This window comes from Microbacterium sp. SGAir0570 (assembly GCF_005491085.2).
GTDB lineage: Bacteria > Actinomycetota > Actinomycetes > Actinomycetales > Microbacteriaceae > Microbacterium > Microbacterium arborescens.
Window position 1 is genome coordinate 1,023,123 of sequence record NZ_CP027929.1, and the last position, 16,040, is coordinate 1,039,162.

At 71.4% G+C, this 16,040-nt stretch carries 14 protein-coding genes and 1 tRNA gene; 7 read left to right on the forward strand and 8 right to left on the reverse strand.

Annotation, left to right across the window (positions count from 1 at the left end; translation table 11 throughout):
• Positions 1-42: 42 nt before the first annotated feature.
• The 3 genes from C1N74_RS04795 to C1N74_RS04805 are packed head-to-tail and all read left to right on the forward strand — an operon-like array spanning position 43 to position 3,224.
• Positions 43-1,437, forward strand: a complete 1,395-nt coding sequence (locus C1N74_RS04795) for a serine hydrolase (protein ID WP_137750092.1) — start codon at positions 43-45, stop codon at positions 1,435-1,437.
• 9 nt (positions 1,438-1,446) lie between these two features.
• Positions 1,447-2,622: a sorbosone dehydrogenase family protein gene (locus C1N74_RS04800; RefSeq protein ID WP_137750093.1), complete on the forward strand. Its 1,176-nt coding sequence runs from the start codon at positions 1,447-1,449 to the stop codon at positions 2,620-2,622.
• A gap of 47 nt (positions 2,623-2,669) precedes the next feature.
• Entirely contained in the window at positions 2,670-3,224 is a 555-nt protein-coding gene (locus tag C1N74_RS04805) for an NYN domain-containing protein (RefSeq protein WP_137750094.1), read from the forward strand.
• Between the two features lie 142 nt (positions 3,225-3,366).
• Here C1N74_RS04805 and C1N74_RS04810 read toward each other — a convergent pair whose 3' ends face one another.
• The 3 genes from C1N74_RS04810 to C1N74_RS04820 all read right to left on the reverse strand — a co-directional run bounded on the left by C1N74_RS04810 (position 3,367) and on the right by C1N74_RS04820 (position 7,726).
• The gene (locus tag C1N74_RS04810; protein WP_114598577.1) at positions 3,367-5,130 is read right to left on the reverse strand and encodes a pyruvate dehydrogenase; all 1,764 of its coding nucleotides are present in this window, start codon (positions 5,128-5,130) and stop codon (positions 3,367-3,369) included.
• 108 nt (positions 5,131-5,238) lie between these two features.
• The gene (locus C1N74_RS04815) at positions 5,239-6,954 is read right to left on the reverse strand and encodes an AMP-binding protein (protein WP_137750095.1); all 1,716 of its coding nucleotides are present in this window, start codon (positions 6,952-6,954) and stop codon (positions 5,239-5,241) included.
• A 97-nt stretch (positions 6,955-7,051) separates the two neighbouring features.
• Positions 7,052-7,726 (reverse strand): Type 1 glutamine amidotransferase-like domain-containing protein, encoded by a 675-nt coding sequence (locus C1N74_RS04820; protein WP_219994760.1) that lies wholly within the window; start codon positions 7,724-7,726, stop codon positions 7,052-7,054.
• Here C1N74_RS04820 and C1N74_RS04825 point away from each other — a divergent pair.
• Both C1N74_RS04825 and C1N74_RS04830 read left to right on the forward strand, forming a co-directional pair.
• The gene (locus tag C1N74_RS04825) at positions 7,725-8,129 is read left to right on the forward strand and encodes a DUF3054 domain-containing protein (RefSeq protein WP_137750096.1); all 405 of its coding nucleotides are present in this window, start codon (positions 7,725-7,727) and stop codon (positions 8,127-8,129) included. The two genes, C1N74_RS04820 and C1N74_RS04825, sit on opposite strands and share 2 nt — an antisense overlap.
• Before the next feature lie 10 nt (positions 8,130-8,139).
• Positions 8,140-8,637: a DUF427 domain-containing protein gene (locus C1N74_RS04830; protein WP_064956198.1), complete on the forward strand. Its 498-nt coding sequence runs from the start codon at positions 8,140-8,142 to the stop codon at positions 8,635-8,637.
• Positions 8,638-8,677: 40 nt separating this feature from the next.
• Here C1N74_RS04830 and C1N74_RS04835 read toward each other — a convergent pair whose 3' ends face one another.
• The 3 genes from C1N74_RS04835 to C1N74_RS04845 all read right to left on the reverse strand — a co-directional run bounded on the left by C1N74_RS04835 (position 8,678) and on the right by C1N74_RS04845 (position 11,221).
• Positions 8,678-9,313 carry an NADPH-dependent F420 reductase gene (locus C1N74_RS04835; protein WP_137750097.1) on the reverse strand — a complete coding sequence of 212 codons (636 nt, stop codon included), beginning with the start codon at positions 9,311-9,313 and terminating at the stop codon, positions 8,678-8,680.
• A 61-nt stretch (positions 9,314-9,374) separates the two neighbouring features.
• On the reverse strand, positions 9,375-10,151 hold the full coding sequence (locus C1N74_RS04840; protein ID WP_071918379.1) for a siderophore-interacting protein: 777 nt from the start codon (positions 10,149-10,151) through the stop codon (positions 9,375-9,377).
• Positions 10,152-10,180: 29 nt separating this feature from the next.
• Complete coding sequence (locus C1N74_RS04845) at positions 10,181-11,221, reverse strand: beta-propeller fold lactonase family protein (RefSeq protein ID WP_137750098.1); 1,041 nt, start codon at positions 11,219-11,221, stop codon at positions 10,181-10,183.
• 73 nt (positions 11,222-11,294) lie between these two features.
• Here C1N74_RS04845 and C1N74_RS04850 point away from each other — a divergent pair.
• A tRNA-Ser gene (locus tag C1N74_RS04850) sits at positions 11,295-11,383 on the forward strand.
• A gap of 41 nt (positions 11,384-11,424) precedes the next feature.
• Here C1N74_RS04850 and C1N74_RS04855 read toward each other — a convergent pair.
• Positions 11,425-12,033: an HD domain-containing protein gene (locus tag C1N74_RS04855; RefSeq protein ID WP_023951868.1), complete on the reverse strand. Its 609-nt coding sequence runs from the start codon at positions 12,031-12,033 to the stop codon at positions 11,425-11,427.
• Between the two features lie 200 nt (positions 12,034-12,233).
• Between C1N74_RS04855 and C1N74_RS04860 the strand changes: the two genes are divergently transcribed.
• Positions 12,234-13,628 carry a dicarboxylate/amino acid:cation symporter gene (locus tag C1N74_RS04860; RefSeq protein ID WP_064955922.1) on the forward strand — a complete coding sequence of 465 codons (1,395 nt, stop codon included), beginning with the start codon at positions 12,234-12,236 and terminating at the stop codon, positions 13,626-13,628.
• 107 nt (positions 13,629-13,735) lie between these two features.
• On the opposite strand, the gene C1N74_RS04865 is transcribed toward C1N74_RS04860, so the two are convergent.
• Complete coding sequence (locus tag C1N74_RS04865) at positions 13,736-16,018, reverse strand: DUF3488 and transglutaminase-like domain-containing protein (RefSeq protein WP_137750099.1); 2,283 nt, start codon at positions 16,016-16,018, stop codon at positions 13,736-13,738.
• Positions 16,019-16,040 lie beyond the last annotated feature (22 nt).

Genomic DNA, 16,040 nt, shown 5'->3' on the forward strand with positions numbered 1-16,040 from the left:
CAGGGGGAGGCGGTGACACCCGTGCGTCGAGAAGCTGGATAGGTGAGTCTCCCCATCGATACGCATGTTGCTCGTCCATCCACCCGCTCCCGCCGACGCGGACCGGTCGCCGTCGCCGTCGCCGCGGCGACCGCCGCAGCGCTCGCCTCCTGCTCTGCCGAGCCCGTGCCGGAGGGGACGCCCGCCTCGCCGGCCGCACCCGTCGAGATCCCCGGCACACCGGTCGGCGACCAGGTCCGCTGGGTGATGGACGAGATCAACGCCGACGCGGCCACCGACATCGAAGACATCGAGACGCACTTCGACGCCGCCGCTCTGGAGCAGCTCCCGCCCGCGCAGCTGCAGGACGTGTTCGCGCAGATGCAGGCCGCGGCCCCGTGGACGGCGGTCGGGTACGACGGCGTCGAGACCCAGGCCCGCGTGACCATCGAGTCCGCTCAGGTGACCTACGACATGTCGATCTCGGTCACCCCCGACGCTCGCATCCAGATGCTCCTGTTCAGCCCGCCGCAGCCTGAGCGCACGCCCGCGGCGTCCTGGGACGAGCTCACCCGGCAGATCGACGACGCCGCCTTCACCGCAGGCGTGCAGGTCCGGGAGGTCGGGGGCGAGGTGCTCTACGAGGGCGGTGACCAGGCCGCCGGACCCATCGGCTCCATCTTCAAGCTGTGGGTACTCGGCGCCGTCGTCGACGCCGTCGCGGCCGGACGGCTCGCCTGGGACGACGAGCTGGTCGTCGACGCGGCGGTGCGCAGTCTCCCCAGCGGCGAGCTGCAGGACCGTCCCGACGGCACAAAGGTGACCGTGCGGGAGGCCGCCGACAAGATGATCGCCATCAGCGACAACACCGCCACCGACATGCTCACCCGCGCCGTCGGTCGTGATGCGGTCGAAGCGGCGATGGTCTCGATGGGGCACTCCGACGCCGAGGCGAACCTCCCGTTCGCCACGACGCGCGAGTTCTTCTGGCTCCTCTTCGGCGACGCCGATCTGCGGGCGCTGTGGACCGCTGCGGGCGACCCCGATGCCCGTCGCTCGGTGCTGGAGCGGCTGCCCGCCGGCGTCCCCGATGTCGCGACCGCCTCCGATGCGCAGCCGGGCTGGCCCGACGGGATCGACTGGTTCGCGGCGCCCGATGATCTCGCGGCCGCACACGTTGCGCTGCAGGACCGGGCGCAGACGCCGGCGGGGGCGCCGGTGCGCGAGATCCTGTCCGCCAATCCCGGTCTCGCGTTCGGCGACGAATGGACGTACGTCGCCTTCAAGGGCGGGAGCTCGGTCGGCGTACTCGCCGGCTCGTGGTACCTCGAGCGGGAGGGCGGCGCGCCCGTCGTCATCACGGTGCTCGCGCGCGCCGACGACGCCACGACGCTCGCACACCCCGAAGCGGCGCTCGGGTGGGCACAGGACGCCGCCGCCATCCTCGCCGGCCCGTAGCCTGGAACGATGAAGCGCTCGACGAGCCACGGCATCCATCCGCGTCCTCGGGGGCCGAAGGCCCTGGCCGGGGCGCTCCTCGCCTCGACGCTGCTGCTGTCCGCCTGCACCGGCGCGGCCGAACCGCGCCCGAGCGGCGGCGCGACCGCGCCGACCCCGAGCGAGACCCCGACGGAACAGGCGGATGCCGTCGCCTGGTGGCACGCCGCGGGCGAGCCCCGCGACGTCGTCACTCAGCTGGAGGTGCCGTGGTCGGTCGTCGTCCTCGACGACGGGACCCAGCTCGTGAGCCAGCGCGACGACGGCGCTGTCCTCGAGGTCGACGCGGACGGGCTCGCGCGCGTCGTGGGCGAGATCGACCTCACGGCCGCGGTCGGCGAGGGCGGCCTCCTCGGCATCGCGGTGCATGAGGACGAGGACCGCACGCTGCTGTACGCCTACATGACGACGGCCGATGACAATCGCGTCGTGCGCGTGGGGCTCGACGGTGAGGCGGGGAACCGCCGGCTCGGCGGTGCGGAGGTCGTGATCGACGGCATCCCGCGTGATCGCGTCCACAACGGCGGGCGCATCGCCTTCGGGCCCGACGGCATGCTCTACGTCGCCACGGGAGACGCCGGACGGCCCGAGGCGGCGCAGGAGCCCGGTTCGCTGGCGGGGAAGATCCTGCGGCTGACGCCGGAAGGGGAGCCCGCCCCGGGCAACCCTTCCGGGTCTGAGGTGTACTCCCTCGGCCACCGCAACGTGCAGGGTCTCGCGTGGACGCAGGACGGCACGATGTGGGCGAGCGAGTTCGGACAGGATCGCTTCGACGAGATCAACCGCATCGAAGCCGGCGGCAACTACGGCTGGCCGGTCGTCGAGGGCGCATCGGACGACGAGCGCTTCATCGCGCCCCTCATCACCTGGACGCCCGAGGAGGCGAGCCCGAGCGGCGTCGCGGCGCGGGGGAACACCCTCTTCGTCGCGGGCCTGCGCGGCGAGCGCGTATGGCAGATCGACGTCGAGGCGGGCGCTCTCACCGGCGAGCCGGTCGCGCTCTGGCAGGGTGAGCTCGGCCGCGTCCGCGATGCCGTCGTGGCGGGTGACGAGCTCTGGCTGCTCACGAACAACACCGACGGCCGGGGGAATGCGGCGGCCGGCGACGACCGCCTGACGCGGGTCCCCCTGGGGGCAGCGGACTGAACGGGCTTGATAGCGTTCACGGGAGACATTCGCAGACAGGGGACCTCATGACCGAACGCGTGACATGGCTGCTCGTCGACGGCGAGAACATCGACGCGACGCTCGGTCAGTCGATCCTCGGGCGTCGTCCGCTCCCGGACGAACGACCCCGCTGGGACCGCCTGCTGCAGTTCGTCGACGATCAATGGCAGCAGCCCGCTCGCGGCCTGTTCTTCCTCAACGCCAGCAACCACCTGCCGATGTCGTTCGTCCAGGCGCTGCTCGCCCTCGACTACAAGCCGGTGCCGCTGTCGGGCGACGCCGACGAGAAGGTCGTCGACATCGCCATCCAGCGCACGCTCGCGGCGCTGAAGGAACGCGAGGACGATGTCGTGCTCGTCAGCCACGACCGCGACTTCGTCGGCGAGGTGGCGGCGCTCACCGTGCCCGGTCGTCGCGTGGGAGTGCTGGCGTTCTCGGAGTTCCGCAGCAGCGAGCTCACGGCCATCCCGGGCGTCGAGTTCTTCGACCTCGAGTACGACGTCCATGCATTCGATGCGCCGCTGCCGCGCGTCCGCGTCATCCCGATCGAGTCGTTCGACCCGTGGGAGTTCCTCGCCTGACCCATCCGGTGATGGAGGCGATACACCCGTCGGACCGGCGGGGCTGGCGTCGTCTCGAGCGGGCGCCGAGGGCACACCAGCCCCGCGAGTCCGACGAATGTATCGGCGGGCGCGGGCGCGCCGGATGCGGGCCGACGGGGTGTCAGAGACTCCGGATGTGCTTGATGTTCGACTTCGCCGTCTCGAGCACCGCGCCGATGCCGCCGGAGTCCTTCGCCCCGAGCACCATCTTCGCCATCGACATCCCGAAGCCCGCGACCTGCTCCGCCGTGATCGATGCCGGCATCGAGAGGGCATCGGGGTCGGTGACGATGTCGACGATGGACGGCCCCCGGTGCGCGAGCGCCGCGGCGGCGGCCGCCTCGAGATCGGCCGGATCGGTCACCCGCTGCGCGTGGAACCCGAGCGCCCGCCCGACGGCGGCGAAGTCGACCATCGGCACGTCGACGCCGAAGTCGGGGAAGCCGGCGACGAGCATCTCGGCCTTGACCATCCCGAGCGTGGAGTTGTTGAACACGAACACGTTCAGCGGCAGGTCGTAGGCGGCCACCGTGATGAGCTCACCGAGCAGCATCGAGAGTCCGCCGTCTCCCGCGATCGCGATGACCTGCCGATCGGGGTACGCCATCTGCGCGCCGAAGGCGTGGGGGAGGGCGTTGGCCATCGACCCGTGCCGCCACGACGCCAGCAGACGCCGCTCGGGCCCGGGAGTGACGTAGCGGGCCTGCCAGACGTTGCCCATGCCGGTGTCGGCGGTGAAGACCGCATCGGATGCCGCGACCCGGTCGATGACCGACATGGCACGCTCGGGATGGATCGGCTGCGCATCCGAGTCGGTGTACGCCGCGACCGAATCCTTCATCGCCTTCCGATACCGCTTCAGCGTGTGCTGGAGGAACGCGTCGTCGGTCTTCGCGGCGGTCCGCGCGCGCAGCGCCGCGAGGGTGAGGCCGACATCGCCGTGGACGGGATGCGTGACCCCCGCTCGGCGCCCGAGCCTCTGCGCGTCGATGTCGATCTGCGCGATGACCGTCTTGGCGCCGTCGGGGAGGAACTGCTCGTACGGGAAGTCGGTGCCGACCATCAGGAGGAGATCGACCTCGTGCATCGCGTGGTCGATCGCGCCGTAGCCGAGCAGGCCCGACATGCCGACGTCGAAGCGGTTGTCGTACTGGATCCACTGCTTGCCGCGCAGCGAGTGCCCCATCGGCGCCTGCAGGTGCTCGGCGAACGCGATGACCTCCTCGCGCGCGTCGCGGACGCCCTCGCCGGCGAAGATCGCGATCTTCTCGGCCTTGTCGATGGCGGCGGCGAGCTCGGCGACGCTCCGCTCGTCGGGCGCGATGCGACCGGGGCGAGCGGCGACGAACGGCGGGAACTCGCCCGTCGAGTGCAGCTCGGCGAGATCGCCGGGCAGCACGATCACCGAGACGGACGACCCCGCGGTGGCGTGACGGATCGCGGAGTTCACGACGCGCGGCGACTGCTCGGGCGTCAGGATCATCTCGCAGTAGTCGCTGCACTCGGTGAAGAGGCGCTCGGGATGCGTCTCCTGGAAGTACCCCGAACCGATCTGCAGGCTCGGGATGTGGCTGGCGATCGCGAGCACCGGCACACCCGACCGCTGCGCATCGAACAGTCCGTTGATCAGATGCAGATTGCCGGGGCCGCAGCTGCCCGCGCACACCGCCAGCTCGCCCGTGAGCTCGGCGTCCGCGGCGGCGGCGAACGCGGCGGCCTCCTCGTGGCGGACGTGGATCCAGTCGATCCCGCCCGACGCCGCACCTCCGGTTCGTCGTACCGCGTCGACGATCGGGTTGAGCGAGTCGCCGACGATGCCGTAGATCCGCTTCACCCCCGCATCCATCAGCTGGGCGACGATCTGTTCGGCGACGTTCTGCGGCACGAGGGCTCCTTCTGCTGAGGCTGTCCGGACACCCTCAGTCTTCTCCCGCCGCCTGTGCGCATGCCAGGGGTTGCGGATGGCTCGCCTGAGCGACAGGCGAGCCGCGCCTCAGCTTTTGAGGTCGGGGAAGTCCGACTCGCGCCACTCGGTCATCACGCGCTCGCCGGCATCCGCGGCGGCCACTTCGCGCTCGCGCAGCTCGACCCGGCGGATCTTGCCCGAGATTGTCTTCGGCAGCTCGAAGAACTCCACGCGGCGCACCCGCATGTACGGAGGCATGTGCTCGCGGGCGTGCGCCAGGATCGCCCGCGCGGTCTCGGCCGACGCCTCCCAGGATGCCGCGAGCGACACGTACGCCTTGACGATGTTGAGACGCACGGCGTCGGGCGCCCCGACGACGCCCGCCTCGGCCACGGCCGGGTGCGTCAGCAGGATCGACTCGACCTCGAACGGCGACACCTTGAAGTCGCTGGCCTTGAACACGTCGTCGGTGCGCCCGACGAACGTGAGCTGTCCGGCGGCATCCCGGACGGCGACATCGCTCGTGTGGTAGTAGCCGTCGTGGTCGACCCGGGCGGTGCGCTCGGGCTCGCCGAGGTAGCCGGGCATGAGATTGAGCGGACGGATCGGCGCGGTCGGCAGGCAGATCTCGCCCTCGTCTCCGATGCGCCCGGTGAGCGGGTCGATCAGCACGATGTCGTTGCCCGGGAGCGGTCGGCCCATCGCGCCGGGCTTGACGGCGACGCCCGGCGTATTGCCGATGACCGCCGTCAGTTCGGTCTGCCCGTACCCGTCGCGGATCTGCAGCCCCCACCAGCGCTGGATCGTGTCGATCACCTCGGGGTTGAGGGGCTCGCCGGCCGAGAGCAGCTCGCGCAGTGCGCGGGGCCGCTTCTCGAGGTCGGCCTGGATGAGCATGCGCCAGACCGTCGGCGGGGCGCAGAAGGTGTTGACCGCGTTGCGGTCGAGCTGCTCGACGAGGCGCGCGGCGTCGAACCGGGCGTAGTTGTAGACGAAGATCGTCGCCTCGGCGATCCACGGCGCGAAGAACAGGCTCCACGCGTGCTTGCCCCACCCGGGAGCGCTGATCGTCATGTGCACGTCGCCGGGGCGCACGCCGATCCAGTACGTGGTCGAGAGGTGCCCCACCGGATAGCTCACGTGCGTGTGCACGACCATCTTGGGCCGCGACGTGGTGCCGGAGGTGAAGTAGACGATGGCCGGATCATCGGAGGCCACGACGACACCGGGTGCCGCGTCGTCGGCGTCGGCCGCATCCGCGAACGAGTGCCATCCCGGACGCTCGCCGCCCACGACGACGCGCTCGAAGCCGCCCGCGATCGCGTCGAACTTGGCGGCGTCGACCGGGTCGGCCAGGATGGCGCGGATGTCGGCGCGTTCGACGCGCTCGAGGAGGTCGTCGGCGCCCAGTACGACGGAGGTCGGCAGGATGACGGCACCGATCTTGAGGATCGCCAGCATCGCCTCCCACAGCTCGACACGGTTGCCGAGCATGAGCATGACGGCATCTCCGTGCCCGACGCCGAGGCCGGTGAGCCAGTTGGCGACGCGGTTCGAGCGACGACGCATCTCGTCGTACGTGACCCGCGTCTCGCTGCCGTCCTCGTCGACGACGTGCAGGGCGATGCGGTCGTTGCCCGTGGCGATGGCGTCGAACCAGTCGACGGCCCAGTTGAAGTGGTCGCCGACGTCGGGCCAGCTGAACCCGGCGTGGGCCGCCTCGGGCGAGTGCGCGTTGTCGAGCAGGAAGTCGCGGGCGGCGCGGAATGCGGCCGTCGCCGCCGTCGCATCGGGAGAAGACATGGGCCTCGGATCTGTTCTCTCGTCCGGAGCAGGCGCGGCGGACGCCTTCCGAGTCTAGGAAGAAGCGGATGCTGGGCGAAGCATGGGACGCACGGATTCAGCGCGAGGCGATCACCCGCGAACCGGCATCCTCGATCAGCAGCGCCTGATCGTCTCGCAGCGGGAGGATCGCAAAATCCGATCCGTAGGTGTCGACGATGCGGCTGATCAGCTCGGGCGGGTAGGGCGGCAGCGCTCCGTCGGCGTGCGGGATCACCGTCACGTCGACCAGTCCGAGGCCCTCGTGGCTCGTGAGGGCGGGACCGTCGGCAGGATCGTCCATCAGCGATGCGGGTGTCACGTCGGGTCCCGCCACGATCGATCCGGCACTGAGCCCGATGTACGGGAGCCCTCGTCGAACATGGTCGACGAGGACGAGGTCGTTCCCGGACAGTCGCAGCGCTTCGAGCAGAGCGAAGGTGCTTCCGCCTGCGACGTACACCGCCCCGGCGTCGGAGAGCAGGCGCTCCGCATCGTCGGGGGCGGTATGCCGCAGGGTCGTCTCGACCAACTCGAGGCCGCACGAGCGCACCGCCTCGAGTTCGGCCGCGACGAACGGCGCGTCACGGAACGCGGCCTGGGCGTCGTCGACGTAGACGATCGGGCCCGGACGCTGGCCGTCGTCGAGGAACGAGCGCAGTGCACCGGGATGCAGGGAGAGGAGGAGCAGTCGCACGCCCACCACGCTATCGAGGGCAGCCGACACCGACGCCGCGGGGGAGGATGGGGGCATGATGCGTTCGTTCGTCCCCGCTCTCCTGCTCGATGCCGTCCTCGTGGTGGCGTTCGCGGCGACCGGCCGGGCGAGCCATGACTCCGATGTGCTCGCGGGCCTCTGGCACACCTCGTGGCCGTTCCTCGCCGGCCTGCTGGTGGCGTGGGTTGCCGTGCGCGCCTGGCGATCGCCGACCGGGATCGTGCCGACGGGTCTGGTCGTCTGGGCGGTCACGGTCGTCGGCGGGATGCTGCTGCGCGCGCTGTCGGGCCAGGGGACGGCACTGCCGTTCGTGGTCGTCGCGACGCTGACGCTGCTCGTCCTGCTCATCGGGTGGCGTCTCATCGCCCGCGGCATCCGCTCGCTGCGGTCACACGGCGATGGGCGTCCTCGCAGCCGGGATGTCGCTCCTCGCGCGTAACCTGTCGGGCATGCGCCGCCCCACCCCCGATCCCGTCGGTCCCGGACAGGAGTCCGTCTGGGACTACCCGCGACCGCCCCGTCTCGAACGCGTCCACGCGCGCGTCACGATCGATTTCGCCGCCGTCACGATCGTCGACACCGACGACGTCGTGCGGGTGCTCGAGACGAGCCATCCGCCCGTGTACTACCTGCCGGCCGCGGCGTTCGTGCCCGGCTCGCTGATACCTGCGGCTGGCAGCTCGTTCTGCGAGTTCAAGGGTGCCGCCGAGTACTTCGACGTCGTCCGCGGCACGGCGGTGCGCGAGCGCGCCGCGTGGGGTTATCCGAACCCGTCGCCGGGGTATGAGGAGCTCGTCGGTCGCGTCGCCGTCTACGCGGGCGGGATGGACCGGTGCACGGTCGACGGCGAGGTCGTCGTGCCACAGCCCGGCGGGTTCTACGGCGGCTGGGTGACGTCGAACCTCGCAGGCCCGTTCAAGGGGGTTCCCGGTTCGATGGGATGGTGACCCGCTCGAACAGGCCCGCGGAGGCGTTGCCGCGCTTCGTTCAGCGCTGAGCGCGGGCGAGGTTTGCGCGCAGCTCGTCGGCGTTCTGCCGCACGACGTAAGCGGGCTGGTCGCGCTCGACGCGCCAGCTCTCAGCGAGCGAACCGATGTCGACGGTGTCGAAGCCGAACGCGTCGTAGAGCGCCGTGACGTGGCCGACGGCATCCGGGTGGTCGCTCGCCGTCGCGAGCGCGCGCCGGTCCGGGGTTCCCGCGGGGGAGCCGTCGGTGTTGATGTCGGCGGCGGGGATGTGGTTGAACGCCTTGACGACCTTCGACTCGGCGAAATGACGCTGCGCCATCTCGGACGTCGTGGTGCGCTTCTCCTCGAGCTCGGCGATGCGGCCGTCGCGCTCCCAGTAGTAGTTGTTCGTGTCGAGCACGATCTTGCCCGCGAGCGGTTCGGCGGGGACGTCCTCGAGCGCCTTCAGCGGCACCGTCACGACGGCCCAATCCGCCGCCTCGGCCGCTTCCTGCGCGGTCGCCGCCCGTGCGCGCTCGCCGAGCCGCGCGACAAGGTCGCCGAGCGTCTCCGGCCCGCGCGAGTTGGCGATCACGATGTCGTAGCCGCGTTCGACCAGGCCCTCGGCGAGAGCGCTTCCGATGTGTCCTGCTCCGATGATTCCCACAGTTGTCATGGGGGAGTGAACCGCCGGAGCCGGTCCCGGCATTCCCGCACGATTGCAGAGACCGGGAAGGTCAGAGGATCTGGCCGATGGGCTCGCGCTTCTCCGCCTGGAACCGGTCCTCGTTGCGGCCCCGGGCCCAGTAGCCCGACAGGGAGACACGGCCGCGCTCGAGTCCGCGCTCGTCGAAGAGCACGCGCCGCAGAGCCTTCATCGACTCGCGCTCACCGTGCGCGAAGACCTGAACGTCGCCCGCCGGCCAGTCGTACTGCCGCACGACGGCGGCGAGAGCCTCGGGGTCGTGGGCAGGGTCGACGACCCACTCCACCTCGACACCCGCAGGCGCGTCGAGGGGCAGGATCGCGTCGTCGGATTCCACTTCGACGAACGCGTGTCCGGCCGCATCCGACGGCAGCGCCTCCAGTGCGGCGGCGATCGCCGGAACGGCCGAGAGGTCTCCGGCGAAGAGATGGAAATCGGCGGCGGCATCCGGGGCGTAGCCGCCGCCCGGTCCCATCAGCTCGATCTGGTCGCCGACCTGCGCGCGCGCCGCCCACGGCCCGGCGAGGCCCTCGTCACCGTGCACGACGAAGTCGATCGAGAGGGTGCCGGCGACGGCATCCACCCGCCGGACGGTGTACGTCCGCGTGACGGGTGCGGATTCGGGAGCGGGAGTCGTGAACTTCAGCTTGACGTACTTGTCGGTCTCGGGCCGGTTCTGGAACCCCGCGAAGCCGTCGCCGCCGAGGGTCACGCGCACCAGGTGCGCGGAGAGGCGTTCGGTTCCGACGACCTCGAGCTGGATGCTCGGGCGCGGGGTACGGGGAGCGGTGCGAGAGGAGAGAGCCACCTCACCCACGGTACCCGGGGCGCCGCGGGTCAGGCGAAGCGGACCCAGTTCGCGCCCGCGCCGGTCTCGGCCTGCTCGAGCAACGTCAGCTCGGCGCCGTCGACGGCGTAGAGCGAGACCGTGCGCGACTTCTCACCCGCCGCGATCAGGCGGTCGCCGGCGGGGGAGAGGGCGAAGCCGCGCGGCTGCGGCTCGGTGGGGATGAAGGACCCGACGTCCTGCACGGTGCCGTCCTCGGCGACGGGCGCGGCGCCCAGCGTGCTCGTCGAACGCTCCGAGATCCAGAGGTACCGCTCGTCCGCGCCGAAGTGGATGTCGGCGCCCCAGACGGCGTGGTTGGCGACCGGGTCGCCGCCGATCTCACCGCGCACGAGTCCGGCTGCGGGGTCGACTGCGTTGGCCCGGGAGCGCAGCTCCAGGCCGCCCGTCGCCGCGTCGCGCACGTAGTGCAGCACCTCGCCGGAGTACTCGGTCATGACGTAGACGGCGTCCTCGGCGCTGTTGAGCACCAGGTGGCGGGGTCCGCTGCCGGCGGGCGCCGCGGCGGTGCCCGGGCCGACCGGAGTCAGCGTCAGGTCGTCGCCGAGCTCGAACTGCCCGACGAGATCGTCGCCGAGTGAGACGAAGTAGGCGAAGCGCCCGTCGGAGGAGTGCAGCACCGAGTGCAGCTTGGAGAACTCGACGCGGCCGGTCGGCTCGCCGATCGCGCCGTCGGAGATCGGGGCGACGAACCCGTAGTCGCCGCCGTACGAGGCGGCGAGGAGCGCCGTGCCCCCGCGGGCGAGAGCGATGTAGCTGACCGAGCCGTCCGGAAGCGCGAAGCGCGAGCGGGGGGTGAGCTCGCCCGTGGCGCGGTCGAGGGAGAGCGTGACGATCGCCGCGGGCTCGTCGGAGGTCGCACCCTTGACTCCCGCGTAGACGAGGCCGCGCTCGCGGTCGATCGCGAAGGTGCCGGTGCCGGTGAGGCCGTCGGCGACGAAGAGCCGTTCGAGGGCGTCGCCATCGAGACGGAACACGCTGATGCTGCTGTCACCCGCGTTGGCGACCAGGACGAGAGAGGAATCAGTCACGCCACGAGCCTAGCTCCGCGGTCCGAGACCGACGCGGCGGGAGTCCACGCCGGGGACTGATAAACTTGTCGACGGAAGTGTGTCCGAGCGGCCTAAGGAGCATGGCTGGAATCCATGTAGGCGGGGTAACTCGCCTCGCAGGTTCAAATCCTGTCACTTCCGCCGAAACGAAGGGCGCCACTCCGCGAGGGTGGCGCCCTTCGTCATGCCAGGATGTCGTCCCACACCCGCCCGCCCTCGGCGATGCGCTGTGACGCGTCGAGCCGGGCCGCAGGAGTGCCGGGCTTGCGGCGCGCCTGTGCGTGGATGCACCCCGCGAACTGCGCGGCGAAGTCCCGGCGTGGATGCCTTCGCGTGACGGCCCGCAGGGTCTCGGCATCCCATAGCTCCGGCGCGACTCCCGAGACGTCGAGGCTCGTCGCGACCTCCAGCAGATGACCCTCGGGGTCGAGCGCCGGGTCGACGCTCAGCCACATGTGCCGCTCGATGACCTCGCGCGCGCGTTCGCGGCGCGCCGCGGGCCACCCCGCACCGGCCGCGAAGAGCCACGCGGCCGCGCCGCCGGCCGACTCGAACGCCATCTCGTGCGCGTCGAACGCGGGTGTCACGCCGAGGTCGTGGAGCATCGCGGCGACGAACAGCAGTTCGGGGTCGTGGTCGAGCCCGAGCGCTTCGGCGCGCAGCCGCGCCCAGGCCCACGACCGGATGCCGTGGTCGACGAGCACGGCCGACGACCACCGGCTCACCGCCTCGAGGGCGAGCGCGGCGGTGGGCGTCGGCGGGGCGAGGAGGCGGTCGAGATCACGGATCATGCGCTCATTCTGGGGTGGCGGCGGCAAACCCGACCGCCCCGCTGCCGACTCCGGCAGACATCAGAGCGCCCGTGTCCCGAAAGCGACGGCGCGAGCAGGCCGGCGGGTGTCATGGAAGGTCATACGGCCCCGGCGACCCCGATTCGGGTTTAGCGTCGGTGGGTCGCCATCGCGACGTCATCCCTCTCAGGAGCACCACCATGAGTTCTGCCACCTCGAAGAACGCCGCGCCGGCGAAGCGGAAGAAGCCCTTCTACCGCTCGTTCGGCTTCCAGATCACGATCGCGCTCGTCGCGGGCGTCCTCCTCGGCCTGCTGGCACGCCAGCTCGGGCCCGATGCCGAGGGCAACCCGAACGGCCTCGCCGCAACGCTGTCGACGATCGGCAGCGGCTACGTCACACTGCTGCGCACGGCGGTCGTGCCGCTGATCTTCCTCGCGATCGTCGCCTCGATCACGCAGCTGCGCAACGTCACCAACGCCGCGCGTCTGGCGGGTCAGACCCTGCTGTGGTTCGGGATCACCGCGCTGATCGCCGTGACGATCGGCATCGTGCTGGGTGTCACGATCCAGCCGGGCGCGCGCGTCGACGCCGGCCAGCTCACGCCCGACGTCCCCTCGAGCGTCGGCTCCTGGTGGAGCTTCCTCACGGGGCTCATCCCGCAGAACTTCCTCGGTCTGTCGGTGTCGACCTCGATCAACCCCGAGACGGGCGCCGCGAGCTCGAGCGTCGGCTACAACGTGCTCCAGATCATCGTCATCTCGGTCGCGATCGGCATCGCCGCCCTCAAGCTCGGCAAGCGCGCCGAGGCGTTCGTGTCGTTCACCGAGTCGGCGCTGAAGGTCGTCCAGCGGGTGCTCTGGTGGATCATCCGCATCGCTCCGATCGGCACCCTCGGCCTGATCGGGTCGGCCGTCGTCACCTACGGCTGGGAGAAGCTCACGACGCTCCTCTGGTTCGCCGTCGCCATCTACATCGGCCTCGCTCTCGTGCTCTTCGTCGTCTATCCCGTGCTGCTGAAGACCCACGGCCTGTCGGTGCGGCAGTACTTCTCGGGCGTGTGGCCCGCCGTGCAGCTCGCCTTCGTCTCGCGCTCCTCGATCGGCACCCTGCCGCTCACGCAGCGGGTCACCGAGCGCAACCTCGGCGTTCCGCGCGAGTACGCCTCGTTCGCCGTGCCGTTCGGGGCGACGACGAAGATGGACGGCTGCGCTGCGATCTACCCGGCGATCGCCGCGATCTTCGTCGCGCAGTTCTTCGGCCTCGAGCTGAACGCGGTGCAGTACCTGCTGATCGTGGTCGTCTCTGTCGTCGGTTCCGCCGCGACGGCGGGCACGACGGGTGCGACCGTCATGCTCACGCTGACCCTCACGACCCTGGGCCTGCCGCTCGAGGGTGTCGGCCTGCTGCTGGCGATCGACCCGATCCTCGACATGGGCCGCACGGCCGTCAACGTCGCGGGCCAGGCGCTCGTGCCGACGATCGTGGCCAAGCGCGAGGGCATCCTCGACCGCGAGCTGTACGACGCCGAGCGTTCGGGCGACCCGTTCGCCGACGACAGCGCCGACGAGGTAGAGGCCCCCGCCCGGGCCTGACGCTCGCGCCCACCGCGACGGGGCGCACTTCTCGGCATCCGGCGCAGCTTCTTCTGCGCTCGATGTCGGGATGTGCGCCCCATCGGCATGCGTGGCGCCCGCGGAGATCAGGCGCGAACGAGGAATCGGGGGAGCAGCACGGCGCCGATGCGCCGCGGCGTCGAGACGGATGCGAGCAGCCCTCGGCGGACGGCCAGGGCGTCGGATGCCGCGGCGCGGCCGATCGCGGCGTCGCGGTCGCCGTCGGGAACGTCGTAGCTCGTCCGTTCGACCGCCGCGACGAGCGCGTCGATGCGGTCGACGGGAACCGTCGGCACGGCCGCCAGGCGGATGCCGAGCGCGCGGGGGCTCTCGGCGTCGTCGATGCGCACGCCGATGTCGCGGGCGCTCTCGCGGACGATCCGCCACGCCGCGAGCACATCGCCGCGTTCGGCAGCCGTCGTCTGCCACCGCCGCCGCGCGGCACCGAGGAGGGCAGGCAGCAGCACGAGCGCCGCGAAGCCGAGGACGACTCCGCCGTAGGGCAGCGCGAGCGCGAGGGGCGAGGTTTCGGAGCCCGCGCTCGTCCCCGTCGAGGCGGTCGGCGTCGGAGTGGGGCCGCCGTCGGGCGCGACCGTCGCCGTCTGCTGCGGCGCGGGCGCGGGGGGCACGTCCTGCCCGCCGTCGTCCGGCAGCGGCTGCGCCGAGCGCGTATAGCTGGCGGGGGTGCCGAGGCTGTTCGTCGGCTCGAACGGCACCCAGCCGATGCCGGCGAAGTACACCTCGGGCCAGGCGTGCAGCTGCGAGCTCAGCACCGTCGCGACGCTCTCGCCATCGACGACGCGGCCGGTCAGCGTTCCGGGCAGGTATCCGACGACGATGCGGGACGGCATGTCGAGCGTCCGCGCCATCACCGCGAACGCGGAGGCGAAGTGCACGCAGTAGCCGCTGCGCACCTCGAGGAAGTCCGCGATCGCGTCGACGCCCGATCCGTCGAACCCGTCGGAGACCGGAGCATCGAGCGAGTAGGTGAACTCCGCGCTGCGGAACCAGCGCTGGAGGGCGGCGAGCCGGTCGTAATCGTTCTCGGCCCCCGCGGTGACCTCGCGCGCCGTCCGCTCGATCGCGGCGGGCATGTCGGCGGGCAGCTGGGTGACGGTGTCGGGGAGGCCGTCGATGGTCGTCCCGGCCGCCTGGATCTGCTCGAGGGTCGGACGCACGACATGGGTCGTCGTGACGTACTCCTGTCCCTGCGTGTCGGTGTCCGCGGCGACCACCGTGCGGTTGGAGGGCATCGCCTCCCAGCCGCCGGAGAGGTCGTCCACGCGCACGGCCGGGCCGGGTACCGGCAGCCATGCGGACGAGAGCTGCGTGATGCTGACGGTCGTCTGGTACTCGGTCACCCGCACGTCGGGGTCGGCGACGACCGGACCGAGCGCCTCGGGAGTGAGGGGGGTGGTCTCGTCGCGGTCGGGTTCCCAGACGCGTCCGTCGAAGCTCGAGAGCGTCGCGGCACGCAGGTAGGGCATGCTGGGCGCGTTGGTGCGGGTCGTGAGCACCTCGACGTCGGTGGGGCGCCGCAGATCGTCGCCGAGCTCGAGGCTGGCGTTGATGGTGGTGGCGGGGCCCGTTCCGATTCCGACGCGCGGCGCGGGGCGGGGGAGCTCGGGCACCACGATGACGGTCGCCACGATCGCCGTCACCGCGAGGCCTGCTGCGAGCACGGCACCCGAGCGTGGCAGGCGGCGCCGTGGTTCGGCCTCGCCGCGCTGTCGCGCCTCGGCGGCGCTGGCGGCTGCGGCCGATCGGGCCAGCGCACGCTCGCGCGAGCGGGTCTCGGTCCGGATGAGCAGGAGCACCGCGGCCGCGAAGACGACGAACGCGATCAGGTCGACGGGCGCAGGCACCGACAGTGCGGGAATCAGCCGTACCGCGACGAGGGCGATGGCCGCCAGCAGCGGCATCCGTGCCGTGATGACGGTGTGGTCGAGCAGGATCGTGAGAGCTGCGACCGCCGTCACGGCGAGGACCGCGAGCGGGCGGTCCGCAGTGAGGGGCGCGACTCCGTTGACGATCTGCCCGCTCGCGCCGGCGATGAGGGACGGCACCTCGGCGAAGGTTCCGGGGGTCGGGATGACGAGGAGCAGCGCGGTGTCGCCGAAGTAGACGGCGGTGACGAGTGCACCCGCCGTCACCAGCTCGGCGAGGGTGACCACGACGGCGGGCGTGTGCAGCCGCCGCAGTCCGACGCCGACGAGCAGCAGGGCGGCCGCCACGGCGACCGCGACGACGAGCCACGTGCCCGCGGCGACCACGCGCAGCAGCGGGAGGATCGCGGCGACGATCGAGAGGAGGAGGACGGCCGCCAGGGGCGTGTCGCCGGTGCGGCTCAGCTCGGCTCGCGAGGGCATCGTCGGACGATGCCGCCACCGG

What these genes read in the sequence shown, in the direction of transcription:
- C1N74_RS04800 (WP_137750093.1), top strand. Translation starts at nt 1,447, where the DNA reads ATGAAGCGCTCGACGAGCCACGGCATCCATCCGCGTCCTCGGGGGCCG.
- C1N74_RS04805 (WP_137750094.1), top strand. Translation starts at nt 2,670, where the DNA reads ATGACCGAACGCGTGACATGGCTGCTCGTCGACGGCGAGAACATCGAC.
- C1N74_RS04815 (WP_137750095.1), bottom strand. Translation starts at nt 6,954, where the DNA reads ATGTCTTCTCCCGATGCGACGGCGGCGACGGCCGCATTCCGCGCCGCC.
- C1N74_RS04825 (WP_137750096.1), top strand. Translation starts at nt 7,725, where the DNA reads ATGATGCGTTCGTTCGTCCCCGCTCTCCTGCTCGATGCCGTCCTCGTG.
- C1N74_RS04820 (WP_219994760.1), bottom strand. Translation starts at nt 7,726, where the DNA reads ATGCCCCCATCCTCCCCCGCGGCGTCGGTGTCGGCTGCCCTCGATAGC.
- C1N74_RS04830 (WP_064956198.1), top strand. Translation starts at nt 8,140, where the DNA reads ATGCGCCGCCCCACCCCCGATCCCGTCGGTCCCGGACAGGAGTCCGTC.
- C1N74_RS04835 (WP_137750097.1), bottom strand. Translation starts at nt 9,313, where the DNA reads ATGACAACTGTGGGAATCATCGGAGCAGGACACATCGGAAGCGCTCTC.
- C1N74_RS04855 (WP_023951868.1), bottom strand. Translation starts at nt 12,033, where the DNA reads ATGATCCGTGATCTCGACCGCCTCCTCGCCCCGCCGACGCCCACCGCC.
- C1N74_RS04860 (WP_064955922.1), top strand. Translation starts at nt 12,234, where the DNA reads ATGAGTTCTGCCACCTCGAAGAACGCCGCGCCGGCGAAGCGGAAGAAG.
- C1N74_RS04865 (WP_137750099.1), bottom strand. Translation starts at nt 16,018, where the DNA reads ATGCCCTCGCGAGCCGAGCTGAGCCGCACCGGCGACACGCCCCTGGCG.